Origin of the sequence: Sphingorhabdus contaminans (genome assembly GCF_007280415.1) — a bacterium.
Lineage (GTDB): Bacteria > Pseudomonadota > Alphaproteobacteria > Sphingomonadales > Sphingomonadaceae > Sphingorhabdus_B > Sphingorhabdus_B contaminans.
In genome coordinates this window covers 329281-342980 of sequence record NZ_VKKU01000002.1, presented here as the reverse complement: position 1 = coordinate 342980, position 13700 = coordinate 329281, and the positions used below count along the sequence as shown (strand labels likewise).

Annotated in this window: 16 protein-coding genes; 13 read left to right on the top strand and 3 right to left on the bottom strand. The window is 57.7% G+C overall.

Translation table 11 applies throughout. From position 1 onward, the window contains the following. Positions 1–5 precede the first annotated feature (5 nt). From FOM92_RS09880 to rplQ, 6 genes are all read left to right on the top strand, one after another. On the top strand, positions 6–461 hold the full coding sequence (locus FOM92_RS09880) for an ATP-dependent zinc protease family protein (protein WP_143776711.1): 456 nt from the start codon (positions 6–8) through the stop codon (positions 459–461). Positions 462–474: 13 nt separating this feature from the next. Further along, positions 475–1380: a 30S ribosomal protein S6--L-glutamate ligase gene (gene rimK, locus FOM92_RS09875; RefSeq protein ID WP_143776710.1), complete on the top strand. Its 906-nt coding sequence runs from the start codon at positions 475–477 to the stop codon at positions 1378–1380. A gap of 195 nt (positions 1381–1575) precedes the next feature. After that, positions 1576–1944 carry a 30S ribosomal protein S13 gene (gene rpsM / locus FOM92_RS09870; RefSeq protein WP_143776709.1) on the top strand — a complete coding sequence of 123 codons (369 nt, stop codon included), beginning with the start codon at positions 1576–1578 and terminating at the stop codon, positions 1942–1944. 75 nt (positions 1945–2019) lie between these two features. Beyond that, entirely contained in the window at positions 2020–2409 is a 390-nt protein-coding gene (gene rpsK / locus FOM92_RS09865) for a 30S ribosomal protein S11 (RefSeq protein WP_125229604.1), read from the top strand. Positions 2410–2563: 154 nt separating this feature from the next. Continuing rightward, a complete protein-coding gene (locus FOM92_RS09860) occupies positions 2564–3625 on the top strand; it encodes a DNA-directed RNA polymerase subunit alpha (RefSeq protein WP_143776708.1) in 1062 nt (353 codons plus the stop codon). A 111-nt stretch (positions 3626–3736) separates the two neighbouring features. Then, a complete protein-coding gene (rplQ, locus tag FOM92_RS09855; RefSeq protein WP_143776707.1) occupies positions 3737–4153 on the top strand; it encodes a 50S ribosomal protein L17 in 417 nt (138 codons plus the stop codon). Between the two features lie 350 nt (positions 4154–4503). On the opposite strand, the gene FOM92_RS09850 is transcribed toward rplQ, so the two are convergent. Together FOM92_RS09850 and FOM92_RS09845 are read right to left on the bottom strand one after the other, a co-directional pair. Next, a complete protein-coding gene (locus FOM92_RS09850) occupies positions 4504–5064 on the bottom strand; it encodes a hypothetical protein (protein ID WP_143776706.1) in 561 nt (186 codons plus the stop codon). Between the two features lie 94 nt (positions 5065–5158). Continuing rightward, complete coding sequence (locus FOM92_RS09845) at positions 5159–5587, bottom strand: YybH family protein (protein ID WP_143776705.1); 429 nt, start codon at positions 5585–5587, stop codon at positions 5159–5161. Between the two features lie 127 nt (positions 5588–5714). Between FOM92_RS09845 and FOM92_RS09840 the strand changes: the two genes are divergently transcribed. Together FOM92_RS09840 and FOM92_RS09835 are read left to right on the top strand one after the other, a co-directional pair. Further along, entirely contained in the window at positions 5715–5966 is a 252-nt protein-coding gene (locus tag FOM92_RS09840; protein WP_143776704.1) for a hypothetical protein, read from the top strand. A gap of 652 nt (positions 5967–6618) precedes the next feature. Then, positions 6619–7509, top strand: coding sequence for an alpha/beta hydrolase-fold protein (locus FOM92_RS09835; RefSeq protein WP_143776703.1), 891 nt, complete (start codon positions 6619–6621; stop codon positions 7507–7509). A gap of 13 nt (positions 7510–7522) precedes the next feature. Here FOM92_RS09835 and FOM92_RS09830 read toward each other — a convergent pair whose 3' ends face one another. Continuing rightward, on the bottom strand, positions 7523–8086 hold the full coding sequence (locus FOM92_RS09830) for a hypothetical protein (RefSeq protein WP_143776702.1): 564 nt from the start codon (positions 8084–8086) through the stop codon (positions 7523–7525). A gap of 90 nt (positions 8087–8176) precedes the next feature. On the opposite strand from FOM92_RS09830, the gene FOM92_RS09825 reads away from it, so the two are divergent. The 5 genes from FOM92_RS09825 (at position 8177) to FOM92_RS09805 (ending at position 13434) form a co-directional block, all read left to right on the top strand. Then, on the top strand, positions 8177–9280 hold the full coding sequence (locus FOM92_RS09825; protein WP_143776701.1) for a winged helix-turn-helix domain-containing protein: 1104 nt from the start codon (positions 8177–8179) through the stop codon (positions 9278–9280). Positions 9281–9393: 113 nt separating this feature from the next. Beyond that, positions 9394–10104 (top strand): hypothetical protein, encoded by a 711-nt coding sequence (locus tag FOM92_RS09820; protein ID WP_143776700.1) that lies wholly within the window; start codon positions 9394–9396, stop codon positions 10102–10104. Further along, positions 10101–11393, top strand: a complete 1293-nt coding sequence (locus FOM92_RS09815; protein ID WP_143776699.1) for a DNA-packaging protein — start codon at positions 10101–10103, stop codon at positions 11391–11393. The genes FOM92_RS09820 and FOM92_RS09815 overlap by 4 nt, the downstream gene beginning before the upstream one ends. Positions 11394–12552: 1159 nt before the next feature. Then, entirely contained in the window at positions 12553–12957 is a 405-nt protein-coding gene (locus tag FOM92_RS09810; protein WP_143776698.1) for a hypothetical protein, read from the top strand. A 159-nt stretch (positions 12958–13116) separates the two neighbouring features. Further along, positions 13117–13434 carry a hypothetical protein gene (locus FOM92_RS09805; RefSeq protein ID WP_143776697.1) on the top strand — a complete coding sequence of 106 codons (318 nt, stop codon included), beginning with the start codon at positions 13117–13119 and terminating at the stop codon, positions 13432–13434. Positions 13435–13700 lie beyond the last annotated feature (266 nt).

The window sequence follows — 13700 nt, the reverse complement described above, 5'->3', positions numbered from 1 at the left end:
GAAATATGGTCGGGGGGCGTCAACTTCGGAAAAATGCGAAAGTCGAAATTGGCTGGTGTGAAATGGTCGATATCCCGAGCCTCGGCCTCCGCCATGTGCACGCGAAGATGGACACCGGAGCTGCGACGTCATCCATCCATGCGACCCGGGTCAAGCCGCTGGTCCGGGATGGGGAAAAGTGGGTAGAATTCTGGTTCCGGCTGAACGCCGGGGAGAAGCCCAAACGTTACGAAGCACCATTGATCGATAAGCGCCTTGTCCGCAGCTCAAACGGTGACCGGCAGGAACGTTATGTAATATCGGCGACATTTTGTTTCGGTACATTATGCTGGAATGGCCAGCTCACCTTGGCAAATCGACGTTCAATGGCGTTTCCCTTGCTTATTGGGCGTCGGGCGTTAAGGCGCGGCTTTTTGGTAAATAGTGAACGGCGCTGGATGCTGGGCAAGCCAGTGCAATAAGGAATAACCTTACATGAAAATTGCAATGTTGGCGCGAAACGCCGACCTATACTCCCACCAAAGATTGGTGGAAGCGGCGGTTGCACGCGGGCACCAGATTGATGTCCTCAACACGCTTCGCGTGACCATGAATATCACGTCCCACCGGCCGGAGGCTTATTATCAGGGCGAAAAGCTCGGCAAATATGATGCGGTCATCCCGCGCATCGGTGCGTCCATCACCTTCTACGGTCTCGCCGTGTTGCGGCAGTTCGAAATGATGAATGTCTGGTCGCTCAATGAAAGCGTCGCGATCGGACGGTCGCGGGACAAATTGCGATCCTTGCAGATCCTCGCGAAAAAGGGCCTCGGCCTGCCCGTCACCGCGTTCGCGCATGACCCCAAGCAGACCGACGAAGTGATCAAGATGGTCGGTGGCGCCCCGGTCGTTATCAAGCTGCTTGAGGGAACACAGGGTATTGGCGTCGTCCTGGGCGAGACAGAGAAGTCGGCGCGTTCGGTAGTCGAAGCCTTCCGCAGTGCCAATGTGAACATCCTGGTGCAGGAATTCATCAAAGAGGCGAACGCGACGGACATCAGATGCTTTGTCATTGGCAACAAGGTTGTAGCCGCCATGCAACGCAAGGGTGCCGAAGGTGACTTCCGATCTAATCTGCACCGCGGCGGGTCGGCCGAAGCGATCAAGATCACGCCCGAAGAACGGTCGACTGCGGTCCGAGCAGCAAGGGCCATGGGGCTGAATGTGGCGGGCGTTGATATGCTGCGATCCAATCACGGACCGGTAATAATGGAAGTCAACAGCAGTCCGGGAATTGAAGGAATCGAAAAGGCATGTGGCAAGGATATCGCGACCAAGATCATCCAGTTTATCGAAGAAAATGCGGTCCGTGGAAAAACCAAGACAAAAGGCAATGGATAGGCACTGCCTGGATTGCATAAATGTCATCGTCGGCTTGACAGTTTGAGAGACTCGCGTTAGTGGCGATGACATTCCAAACATCTGGTATAGCCAGCAGCGCTTTATTGCGCCCGCTGGATTTTTTAGTTTAGGAATATCATCAGCGTAGAGATAGGGTTAGTCTTTCGGGGCACCTGTGGAGCAGGAGTAAGTAAATTGGCTCGTATTGCCGGGGTTAACATTCCAACGAATAAGCGCGTGATCATTGCGCTTACCTATATTCACGGTATCGGTCGCACAAAGGCGCTCGAGATCGCGGACAAATTGGGAATTGATCATAGCCGCCGTGTGCAGGATCTTTCGGACGCCGAAGTTCTGCAAATCCGCGAAACCATCGACGCCGGTTATACGGTAGAGGGCGACCTCCGCCGTGAGCGGTCGATGAACATCAAGCGTCTTATGGACCTCGCCTGCTACCGTGGCCTGCGCCACCGTAAGGGTCTTCCGGTCCGTGGCCAGCGCACGCACACCAATGCGCGCACCCGCAAGGGCAAGGCCAAGGCAATTGCTGGCAAGAAGAAATAAAAACCGTCCGGGGGACGGAATTTTATTTCTCCGCCGGAGGCTTCCACGGATTTGTAAGATTAGGATACACAGTTTATGGCACGCGAACCACAGCGCATTAAGAAGCGGGAACGCAAGAATATTTCGGCCGGTGTTGCCCATGTCAACGCCAGCTTCAACAACACGATGATCACGATCACCGATGCCCAGGGCAACGCCATCAGCTGGTCGTCGGCCGGCACCATGGGCTTCAAGGGCAGCCGCAAGTCGACCCCTTATGCCGCACAGGTTGCAGCAGAAGACGCCGGCAAAAAGGCCGCCGAACATGGCGTCCGCACGCTCGAAGTCGAAGTCAAGGGCCCGGGTTCGGGCCGTGAGTCGGCTCTGCGCGCACTGCAGGCCGTGGGCTTCACGATCACCTCGATCCGTGATGTCACCTCGATCCCGCACAACGGTGTTCGTCCGTCGAAACGCCGCCGCGTCTGAATTCGGCTTGGGGAGGACCTGCTCGCACAGGTCGGCCCCAAACTCCACAGGGACGGTCCCCGACAAGGGGGCAGTTCTTAAAACAAGTTTCAATCGGCCTGACCGGACGGTGCACCAAGAACCGGTTCAGTCCCAACCTAGCTAGGGGAAATCCATGTCCGTCAATATCAAGAACTGGCAGGAACTGAAAAAGCCCAACGCCCTCGAACTGAAGTCCGGCAGCGATGCGAAGCGTAAAGCTACCTTCGTCGCCGAGCCTTTGGAGCGTGGCTTTGGTCTGACTTTGGGCAATGCGCTGCGTCGCGTCTTGCTCTCGTCGCTGCAAGGTGCAGCGATCACGTCGATCAAGATCGAGAACGTGCTGCACGAATTCTCGTCGCTTGCCGGCGTCCGTGAAGATGTCACCGACATCGTACTGAACATCAAGCAGGTCGCCCTGAAAATGGAAGGCGAAGGCCCCAAGCGGCTCCAGCTTTCGGCCACCGGCCCCGGCGCGGTCACCGCAGGCGATATCGCTGTTTCCGGCGACATCCAGGTGATGAACCCGGATCTGGTCATCTGCCATCTCGACGACGGCGCGACGCTGAACATGGAAATCACCGCCGACACCGGCAAGGGCTATGTTCCTGCCGTTGCCAACCGTCCGGCCGACGCGCCGATCGGCCTGATCCCCGTCGACAGCCTCTATTCGCCCGTCCGCCAGGTCGCCTACAAGGTCGACAATGCGCGTATCGGTCAGGAACTCGACTATGACAAGCTGAGCCTGACGATCGAAACCGACGGCACCGTCACCCCCGAAGACGCCGTGGCCTATGCCGCCCGCATCCTTCAGGACCAGTTGCAGGTGTTCGTCCACTTCGAAGATTCGATGGCCGCAAGCTCGCCGATGATCGGCATGGCCGCCCCATCGGCATCGTCGGAAGAATCGGACGCGAACCAGCTCAACCGTTACCTCCTCAAAAAGGTCGACGAACTGGAACTGTCGGTCCGCAGCGCAAACTGCCTCAAGAACGACAACATCATCTATATCGGCGACCTCGTGCAAAAGAGCGAAGCCGAAATGCTGCGCACACCCAATTTCGGACGCAAGTCGCTCAACGAAATCAAGGAAGTGCTGTCGTCGATGGGCCTGCGCCTCGGCATGGACATCCCCGGCTGGCCGCCCGAAAATATCGAGGAAATGGCCAAGAAGCTCGAGCAGGAACTGCTGGGCTAAACCAATTCCCCTCTCCCTTTGCGGGAGAGGGAACAGGGCAATGGGCTCCCCCTCAAGCGGGCCTGGATCGGGGTACCTGACACGGCCCCCCTACAAACGAAGGAAGTATTTATGCGCCATAAAGTTGGCCAACGTAAGCTGCAACGCACCACCGCGCACCGTACCGCGATGCTTCGCAACATGGCGGCGTCGCTGATCAAGCATGAACAGATCAAGACCACCTTGCCCAAGGCAAAGGAACTGCGTCCCTATGTTGAAAAGCTGATCACGCTTGCGAAAAAGGGTGGCCTGTCCAACCGTCGCCTGGCGATGAGCCGTCTGATGGACGACACGCAGCTCAAGAAACTCTTCGACGAACTGGCTCCGCGCTATGCCGACCGTAATGGTGGCTACAGCCGCGTGATCAAGGCCGGCTTCCGCGGCTCCGACGCCGCCCCGATGGGCGTCATCGAACTGGTCGACCGCAATGTCGACGCCAAGGGCCAGGACAGCGGTCCGGTCGAAATGCTGGACGACGACGCCGAATAATCCCGGCTTCAACGACTGAATTTAAAGGGCGGCATCCGGCAAGGGTGCCGCCCTTTTTTGTTGTGCCGGCCGGTGGGGGTTTTTGGATTCGCTAGAAGGAAGAAGGGAATAAGGAAGAAGGCGTCGTTTGCCCCCTCTCCCCTTTAGGGGAGAGGATACGAAGCCTTGGCCGAAAGGCCTAGGCGCAGTTGGAGAGGGGCCGCGACGGTGAAGCGACCACCCCACCTCCCGCTGTCCACTCCGTCTGAAGGAGAGAGTGGAATGATGTCTGTTAATGGGAAATCCGGCTCGAAAGCGTACGATCAGGACGCGACAACATTGCGGACGTTAGCCTAGCTTTCTGATGTAGGTCACTTACCCACTTGGTAAGTGGCGGTTGCGATCACCTGAACTCTATCCAGCCTCTGGCCCGCCTGCTTTGCTCGACTGATGATCATGGACAGTGCGGGCTCTTGCCGGTTGCGAAACGTTGTCGATACCAAATCACCTTCTGAATTGGTTTTTAGTTGCTCCCAGCGACCGTTGAAGTTCGCCGATAACAAAACGGTCTGGATACTCGGCTGCAGATCCGTGCCGCCGCCGCCCGTGATATGACACATGGGCAGTTGATCGGACACCACAAGAACATAGCCAGCAGTCGAAGTGGAGTTGATGCGCCAATAGTGGTTCGCTCGTCGCATTGGCTTCGGCGGAAGGTTTACCTCTTCTACTTTGTCAACACGGCCCATCTGCTCCCCGAGCCCTACAGCCTTGATGAAGGGACCCGTTCCGTCGATCCAACTTGCGGGATTCAACAGCCATTCCTCACACCCTTTAAGCGCGCCGTCGAAACCTCGTTCAAGGTTTGGCTCAGCTTGAGCAGGCAGGACGAAGACGGTGCAGGTCAAGATGGCAGGAAGGATGTATCGCATAAGCAGAGGCCTACCCGTGCGAACGTCTACTTTCCACAACAAAGCGGCCAAACCGGACTTTCCGGATACGACAACATTGCGGACGTTCTCGAGGCTACTTATCCACTGCCGAAGCGTGAAAGTGAACGATGCGCCAATCGCCGCCGAGCCTGCTAAATACAATGGAACGCCGTCCAATCGTCTCTTCGCCGTGAAGTTCAAAGGTGAGCACGGCAACGTCGCCAAATACTTGCATCTGCTGCTCGACGGGAGCGATGTTAAGAGAGGTTCTGCCGCGCTCTCTCACCAATTTGAAGAAGCTGTGGAATGCCGCAAGCACTGCATCTCGCCCCTCAATCCGGTCATCGGGAAATGGGCCTTCAGGAAAAAACATAGTTACGTCCGGCGCGAAGAAATTGTCGAAACGCACCTCATCCATCTCTTTGAACGCTTTCAGGAATGATTCGGCAGTAGCTTCTGGTGCTGTGGGTTGCGGAGCCAGCGGGGCAGCAACAAGAGAAAGAGCGGTAAGTACACCAATCATCTGGAACACTCCTTCGGACAACTGGACCCTACCATCTTTATGTCAGCTAGCCACAACAAATCGGCCAATCCGGACTGCAATTGAACGTCATCATTGCGAACCTTCGGTAGTTTAATATGCTAGCGCAATGACTGCTGTGAAATCTTATTTGCTGGAAACACTCCAGCACGTCATAGACGGTGGTGACGTTGATCCAGATGAATTGGATGCGGCTGTGCCGAACCCGCTCGATCTTAATTCGGTGGAATTTTCTGCGTGGCAACAACTAAGCCACTGGGCAGATGATGCCGACATTCGCCAAAAAAATGAGACTTATGCAACCTTCAAGAGAGAGTGGATGCGGCACCATGTAGATGTACTCAAAAACAGTGGCACATAACTGAACTTCGCAATTCCGCTACACATTCGCCAAAGCGGACTGGTTAGAAATGACAACATTTAGAGCATAGGCTAATTATCGCTTGTCTCGAACAAGGCGGCTATGCGTCGATCATGCTCTGCCAACATGCTCATTTCTTGCGCTCTAAGGCGACGATGAGAATATCCTGAGCGAATAAGCATCGCGCTGTTTGCCCAAAAAACGACCAGCAGTATCCAAAACTCTTTCCAGTCTATCATCGACCTTAAACGCCAATCAGCGAGGAAAATCGGGGATAGTAAGAATATTATCCCACCAATTGAGAAGCAGGTGACTTGCATGAACCTTGACCGCACTACGGGAGGATGAAGTTGAACCGGTTTAGTGCCCTGCGTCATTTCATAGCCATTAGATTGATGGCATCGGCTCCGCAATAATCCACGCGGGACGGGTAGGTTTGCGGCGGGTTGGGGAAAATGTGTTTTGCGGGGCCTGACGCCCAAGAAACACCACAACGCCTTCTTCCTTTTTCCCCTTCTTCCTTCTGAGCGAAAAAATCACCCACACCCGCCCCGCCCCGCCCCGGCACCGCCCTGCCTTGCCGCGAAAGCCCAAACGCATTAGCATCCGCCGTCACACATCACGCCATTTTCAACAGGGGTCCGGTGCCGAGATGCAATTGCTGCGCAAGCCCTATCGGAAATGGCTTATCCTTCTGCTGCTCCTTCTTGGCGGCTGGTATGCGTGGACGAAAATCACGGCGCCGCAGGGCAGCCAGAAGGTTGCCTATATTCCCGCGAAGAAAAGCTGCCATGTGGCGGGGTCCATGACATATTGCATTTACCGCGCGAAGGGAGGGACGAGCGCGGATGTGGTGTATCATCTGCACGGCCGCAAGCTGGAGGCGCATATCTGGAACGACGACACTTACTGGACCGCGATGGTGCAGGCCTATTGGCAGCAGAGCGGGATGGTGCCGCCGGTGGTTGTGGTTGTCTCCTACGGTCCGACCTGGCTGCTTGTCCCCAAGGGCAGGAAAGAGGAGAGCGGGCTGCTCGCGGATTTCATGGCGAGGTTGCCCGAGATGGATGCGCACACCGGCGTGCCGCGGCGGCGGATGTTGCTGGGCGAGTCCATGGGGGGACTGAATGTCCTGATCGCGGGCCTTAGCCATCCGCAGCGTTTTGCGAAGGTCGCCGCGCTCTGCCCCGGGGTCTATACCATCTCGCCCTTTGCGTCCCTGTCCGCCATGCGCGCCGCACTTGTACGGACGGGTGCCGATCCCAAAATCGGTTTTGGCGTGTGGCTATTGTCGAAAAGCTATGTCGCCGACGAGGCGGAGTGGAAGCGGATTTCTCCGCTGGAACTGGTGAAGCGGGCCGATGCGACCTATCCGGCGCTCTATCTCGCAAATGGTCTGTACGATGCCTATGGCAATTTCGAAGGGTCGCAAAAGCTTGCTACCCAGGCGGCGGAGCGGGGCGTTTCGGTGGAGTGGCATCCGCTTTATGGCGGCCATTGCGCCATCGACACCTCGTCGCTCGCGCGCTTTCTGGCGTCGTGACGGCGGGGTGGGCCTAATCCGCCGCCGCCTTTTGCTTGGCGGCGATGGCGAACAGAAGGCTGGAAATCCACCATAATGTCGACATCGCGACGGTCAGCACCCCGCCCTTGAAATCGCTGCCCCATATGCCGGCGAGCAGGCCGATGGCGCATTGCGTGGTCCCGGCGGCGAGCATCGCGGCGGGCAGGACATTGCGGTGGAGGCTGGACAGCCATGCGCCGATGATGGCGATCAGCAGGACGAGACCGAAGAACAGGTTCACGCTATTGCCTTCTGTGCCGATCATGCCGACGGCGAGGTTCGACCAGAAGACCAGAAAGCCCGCAAGGATCGCGACGAACCCGCCCGCGCGCGAAAACCAATTGGCGGTGAGGAGAATGGTCAGCTCGATAAGGGCGCCGGTGATGCCAATGACAACGGTGGCAAAGATGAAGTCATGCGCCTCCAACCCCAGTTCCGGGTTGAACCGCATGGCCAGCCAGGGCGTCAAGATCGACAACGCTGCGGTACCCCAACCCAAAATCCGCCAGATTGGAATCCGTCCCGGACCGGGACCCCCCACGCCGATCTTGTTCATCAAATTTTTGCCCCATTTGGTGATTGTCGGCAAAGGAATGGCACACTAGGGGGTGAGCAGCATGATGGGCCCATGAGCAATTGGTGAAAAATGGATGCGGCGTACCTATATTTCGATACTTTCCGGCTTGATCGGGAAAATCGGCTGCTGACCCGAAACGGGGTGCCGGTCGATCTGAGCGGACGGTATTTCGACGCCCTGGCCCTGCTGGTCGGCGCGCCGGGCGCGCTTGTGTCGAAGGAACGTTTTCTGGAAGAAGTCTGGCGCGGCGTGCCGGTGACGGATGAGGCGCTGACCCAATGTGTCAAGGCGCTGCGTCGCGCGCTGGGTGACGATGCGACCCGCCCGCGCTTTATCGAGACGGTCCCCAAATATGGCTATCGCTTCATCGCCGAAGTGAGCGAAGGCGCGCCCGAAAGCATACAGGTCGCCCCTGCGCCTGTCGGTTTTTCGGGGTCCGCGCTTCTTGAGGCGCCGCCTTTATACAGGTTCGACTGGGCGCGCTATTGGCTGCTGGCGGGCGCGGGTGTCGTCGGGGGCGGCGTGGCCGGTGTCATCGGCGGGCTTTTTTACGGATTTGTCGCAGCGGGCCAGACCGCCCAGAACGATAGCGCCGTCGTCCTGGTCATGACGGCGCTGACGGTTCTGTTTTCGATGCTGGGTTCGGCAGGCATATGCCTCGGGCTTTCCGCCGCGGTGCAGCGGCGGGCGAACTGGGCCGGCCATATGGCAGCCGGCGCCATGGGGGGTATGATCATCGGTGGATCGGTCAAGCTTCTCGGGCTGGACGCATTCAGCCTGATCTACGGGAGTTCGCCTGTGACAATCACCGGCGGTATCGAAGGTGTAGTCATCGGTGCCGCTGTCGGACTCGGCATGTGGTTTACGCGGCGTTCCGGACCGATCAGATTGTGGCCCGCCGCGTTGATCGGCATCGGGATCGGGGTGGCGATCCCCGCGCTCGGCGGACGATTGCTGGGGGGCAGTCTGATCGCGGTGGCGCAGATGTTGCCGCAATCACAACTGCGGCCCGACCAGATTGGCGCGCTGGTGGGCGAAAATGGCTTCGGCCCGGTCAGCGCGATGGTGTCCGGTGCGCTCGAAAGCCTGCTGTTCGTTGTAGGCGTGGTCTGGGCCATGGCTTTGGCATGGCGGCAGATGGACCGACGAAGCGATCCCGACCGATCCGAATGAATAACCAGATAGGTTAAAAAAACTTGACATGGTGACGCTAAATAGGTAAGCGCACGAAAAGTGGACCAACAGCGTCCGCATTTTGACTTTCCCAAAAAAGCAAAGGAAATCCCATGCCTTCCAAAACCACGCCACCTGAGTGGCGGCGGGCGTTTTTGCGTGCGCTCGGCCGCTGCGCCAATGTCCGCGAAGCGGCACGGATCGCCGGTATCGACCACGCCACCGCCTATCAGTACCGCAAACGCAATCCCCATTTCGCCCAACTATGGGCCGCCGCGCTCGAAGCAGGGCGGGCGGCGCTGGCGGCGGGGCGCGTGCCCGAAGATGTCGCGCTGAACGACAGTCGCCCGCGCACCATCCGGTCATCGCGCAGCGGGAAGACCTGCGTCATGGCGACCGGCGAAGGCCGCTGGAACGAAGAGGTGGAGGAGAAATTTTTCACTCGGCTCGCCGAAACAGGCAATGTGCGGGAGGCCGCGCGGGCAATCGGCATGTCGACCACGGCGCTCTACAACCGCCGCAAGATCTGGCCCGCCTTTGACCAGCGCTGGGACGAGGTGGTGGCCCTTGCCACCGAACGGCTGGCGCTGTCGCTGCTGACCTCGGCCAATAATCTGCTGGCGCAACAGGAACCGCCGCTGCCCGAATTTGCGGACATGTCAGTCGATCAGGCGATCCGTGTGGCGCAACTTTACGAGGCACGTCTGCGTCAGAATGGCCGCCTGCGCCGCTACGACCGGAAACGTCCGCCGGTCGATGTCGAGAAGGTGAAGGCAGAAATCATCGAGAAGTGCGAACGCATGGCCCGGGCTGCGCAGAAATGAGCGAGCGTTTTTTCAACGCCGTCCAGGGCCCCTATGGCGCCACCGCGATCGGGCATCTCGACGAGCGCACGACGTTGGCGCTCAACAGCGATTTCCGGACCTTTCATCATGCAGGGCAGTTGCCGCCCGACAGCGACTGGCGAACCTGGCTGATCATGGCGGGGCGCGGCTTTGGCAAGACGCGGGCCGGGGCCGAATGGGTGCTGGCGCAGATGCGTGCCCATCCCGGATGCCGCATCGCGCTGGTCGCCGCCACGCTGGACGAGGCGCGACGGGTGATGGTCGAAGGGCCGTCCGGCCTGCAGCGGCTGGCGTCCGAAGGCGAGATCGCCCAATGGTCCGCGGCGCAGCGCACGCTCTGGTTCAACAATGGCGCAGAGGCGACACTCTATTCGGGTGCCAATCCCGAAGGGCTGCGCGGGCCGGAGCATCATTTCGCCTGGGCCGACGAGCTCGCCAAATGGAAACATCCGGTCGATAGCTGGAACAATATGCAGATGGGCCTGCGCATGGGGACGTTCCCCCGCGCGGCGGTCACGACCACGCCCCGCGCGCTACCCTTGCTGCGCCGGATATTGGAGGCGGCGGACAGCGTGCGGACGGGCGGGGCAACGTCGGAAAATCCGCATCTGCCCCCGCGCTTTATCGAGGCCATGAAGGCGCATTATGGTGGAACGCGGCTGGCGCTGCAGGAACTGGAGGGGCGTCTGTTCGACGATGTCGAGGGCAGCCTGTGGCCGCTGGAACTGATCGCCCGGTGCCGGGTGGCGGCCTTGCCCCACGAGATTGTCCGCACCGTCATCGGCGTCGATCCGCCCACTTCGGCCAATGGCACCTGCGGCATCATCGTATGCGCACTTGCCGCCGATGGCATCGCCTATGTGCTGGCCGACCATTCAGTGACCGGTGCCTCACCAGAGGGGTGGGCGCGGGCGGTGGCCGAGGCGGCGCACCACTATGACGCCGACCGTGTGGTGGCCGAACGGAACCAGGGCGGGGCGATGGTCCGCACCGTCCTGCTCGCCGCGTCGGCGACCCTGCCGGTGGATCTGGTCCATGCCGCAGTGGGCAAGGCCGCCCGCGCCGAACCCGTCGCCGCCCTGTTCGAAAATGGCCGCGCCTGTTTCGCCGGTGAATTTCCCGAGCTGGAGACGGAACTCAGCGGCCTCGTCCCCGGCGGCTATGAAGGCGAAGGCAAAAGCCCCGATCGCGCCGACGCCATGGTCTGGGCGATCTGGGCACTGCTGCTGCGCGGAAAAAACCGGACGCCGCGGATCAGGGTGCTTTAGGACGCGGGGGCAACGGGAACGCGTTCGAGACTGTCTGGGAGCTGCTACGTTGGGATAATTTTGCTCACACAAAGACACGAAGGCACAAAGGGAAGTCATAAGAAGCGAAGTACTTAGAAAAGCACCGTCACCCTGGAATGTAATCACCGAAGGTGAAACAACTTGTGCTCTTCAGGCCTTCGGCTCCAGGGGAACGGCTGGAGATCAAAAAAGATGCTCTTCTTCGCGCCTTTGTGTCTTTGTGTGAGACTCCCCTCTCCCGTTGGCCTCCGGCCGCCTGCGGCTCAGTGGAGAGGATACGAAGCCTTGGCCGAAAGGCCTAGGCGCAGTTGGAGAGGGGCTCCAACGGCGAAGTTCATGCCCAACCTCCCCCTCTCCACTCCGTCTAACGGCTAAAGCCGTAAGACTACGTACCTCTCCCCTAAAGGAGAGAGGGGGATATGTCTGCTATTTGGGAATCTAAACCGAAACCGGACTATCAGGACACGACAACAAAGCGGACATCAGAACTTTCGGCTCAAGGCAAACCAAATGATGGCACAGATGCTACCGTAAATCGCGCCTGCAACTATTCCGAAAGGAGTGAGGTATGAAAGCACCGCGTAGAGAAAACCTACACCTAGGGCGGCTCCGAAAAGGGCATAGATTAGCCAGTTTTCCAAGCTGAAACGACGCAGCAAGTAGGAGGTAGGCAGGCCTAAGATTATCAACGCGAATAGGATGAAAGGTATTGTCAAAGCATATGAGAAGATTGCCCGGATGACGTTCGGCTCTGCGGCGTAAGCTTCAGGATCGAAAAACTTCCTGTAAAAGAAGTTTAGGACCGCTCCGATGAATGCAGTTATTATTGCAGTCGCAAGCAATCTTAACGCGACCAAAATTGAATGTTTGCTGAGTTTGTAGGGTCGGTTCTGCATTTAGGAATGAATAGCCATGAAACGGTCGAATGTAACGTCAGAAATCCACAACATTCCAGACATTCAGGCAACTATTTCACGCCGTCAATACCTGTCGTTGGTTAATCATCTGAATGAAAGGCAGCTTTTCGACAAATTGAGATAAAAGCGGCCTGTCGGCAAACGACAACAAAGCAGACGTTCGTTCACGACTTATAGTATGCTATCGTGCGCGGCCCGGGTCGATGGAGGAAGTTCAAATCATGAGGCGATTCTACTCCACTGCGACGATGGCGCTATTGGCGAGTGCGACATTTGGTTGTTCGGACCGCACCACGCAAAACCAGCACCTTAGTGCAACAGAAGAGGCACAGCTTTCGATTAAAGCACAGTCAGGAGATAAAGAAGCGACAATGAAGCTTGAGCGGCTTCAAAAGGCTAGAGAGGCCATGCCTGAGAGCGATCTAGCAGTTGCACCGGACATTCGCGTCGGCTGGCAGTGGTCAGAAAAGGAAATTACCGCGCTCACGAAGCGCGCTGAGGCCGGTGACATGAAAGCTGCGGACCGTCTTCTCCAATATTATTCTGTTCATGAGGACGAAGCTAACATAACCTATTGGGAAGACAGGCTTTTAAAAGGTGGAAGCCGAAGGGCTACACAAAATTGAGCAATTAATCTGGATTCTGTTTCGTGGAGGCGGCGGTCTGGTGATCCTCAAAAGTCGGTGTGAATCAAGAAACGTCAGCTAACACCGCAAATTCGCTAAACCGGACTGTCGGCAAATGACAACATTGCGGACATCGGTTCAGGTCTGTTACCTGAGCGAATGACTGAAGATCTACTCACACTCGAACACATGAACTCCGGTGTTGTCTTTTATCATGAAGCCGATGAGCGCGCTTATTTTGAATGGCTTGAACGCATCCCCAGCGTTTCTAGCGTGAACGGTGAAGGTGAGCGGGGACTAGTCGTTCGTTTGAGTTGCCATCCAGAGAAAGATGACCTCTGGCAACTGCTGGCTCTGGGCTTTCGTTACAGCCTCGATATGCGCCCATTCGCTCGCTTCGAGACGGAAGCCAACCGAGACTGGTTTTGCGACCCACAAATGTTTTGGCACGACGCTGTGTTTGGCTGCCTAACTTGAAAGCGGGGGTAGTCCGCTTTCCACAACATTCCAGACATTCCCGCTGCCCGCCCAGTACAATAAAAGCGGCCATTCATCCCGTTCGGGCCTGACTATAGGTTAGTGCCAGGGGATTATATGGAAGAAAGAAGAGAAAGAAGAAGAAAGAAGGGCCGGATGCGTTTCGATCTCTCCTTTTTTCCTTCTTTCTCTTTTTTCTTCTGACGAAAAAATTGGCACGACCTATCCGCCAGCGCAGGGCAGCGACTGTTAACTCACCCCCTCTC

Bases quoted from the DNA above. Each gene is read 5' to 3' on its own strand.
- FOM92_RS09830 (WP_143776702.1), bottom strand. From the start codon at position 8,086: ATGAACAAGATCGGCGTGGGGGGTCCCGGTCCGGGACGGATTCCAATC.
- FOM92_RS09820 (WP_143776700.1), top strand. From the start codon at position 9,394: ATGCCTTCCAAAACCACGCCACCTGAGTGGCGGCGGGCGTTTTTGCGT.
- FOM92_RS09835 (WP_143776703.1), top strand. From the start codon at position 6,619: ATGCAATTGCTGCGCAAGCCCTATCGGAAATGGCTTATCCTTCTGCTG.
- FOM92_RS09880 (WP_143776711.1), top strand. From the start codon at position 6: ATGGTCGGGGGGCGTCAACTTCGGAAAAATGCGAAAGTCGAAATTGGC.
- FOM92_RS09810 (WP_143776698.1), top strand. From the start codon at position 12,553: ATGAGGCGATTCTACTCCACTGCGACGATGGCGCTATTGGCGAGTGCG.
- FOM92_RS09845 (WP_143776705.1), bottom strand. From the start codon at position 5,587: ATGATTGGTGTACTTACCGCTCTTTCTCTTGTTGCTGCCCCGCTGGCT.
- rplQ (WP_143776707.1), top strand. From the start codon at position 3,737: ATGCGCCATAAAGTTGGCCAACGTAAGCTGCAACGCACCACCGCGCAC.
- FOM92_RS09815 (WP_143776699.1), top strand. From the start codon at position 10,101: ATGAGCGAGCGTTTTTTCAACGCCGTCCAGGGCCCCTATGGCGCCACC.
- rimK (WP_143776710.1), top strand. From the start codon at position 475: ATGAAAATTGCAATGTTGGCGCGAAACGCCGACCTATACTCCCACCAA.
- FOM92_RS09825 (WP_143776701.1), top strand. From the start codon at position 8,177: ATGGATGCGGCGTACCTATATTTCGATACTTTCCGGCTTGATCGGGAA.
- FOM92_RS09840 (WP_143776704.1), top strand. From the start codon at position 5,715: ATGACTGCTGTGAAATCTTATTTGCTGGAAACACTCCAGCACGTCATA.
- rpsK (WP_125229604.1), top strand. From the start codon at position 2,020: ATGGCACGCGAACCACAGCGCATTAAGAAGCGGGAACGCAAGAATATT.
- FOM92_RS09805 (WP_143776697.1), top strand. From the start codon at position 13,117: ATGACTGAAGATCTACTCACACTCGAACACATGAACTCCGGTGTTGTC.
- FOM92_RS09860 (WP_143776708.1), top strand. From the start codon at position 2,564: ATGTCCGTCAATATCAAGAACTGGCAGGAACTGAAAAAGCCCAACGCC.
- FOM92_RS09850 (WP_143776706.1), bottom strand. From the start codon at position 5,064: ATGCGATACATCCTTCCTGCCATCTTGACCTGCACCGTCTTCGTCCTG.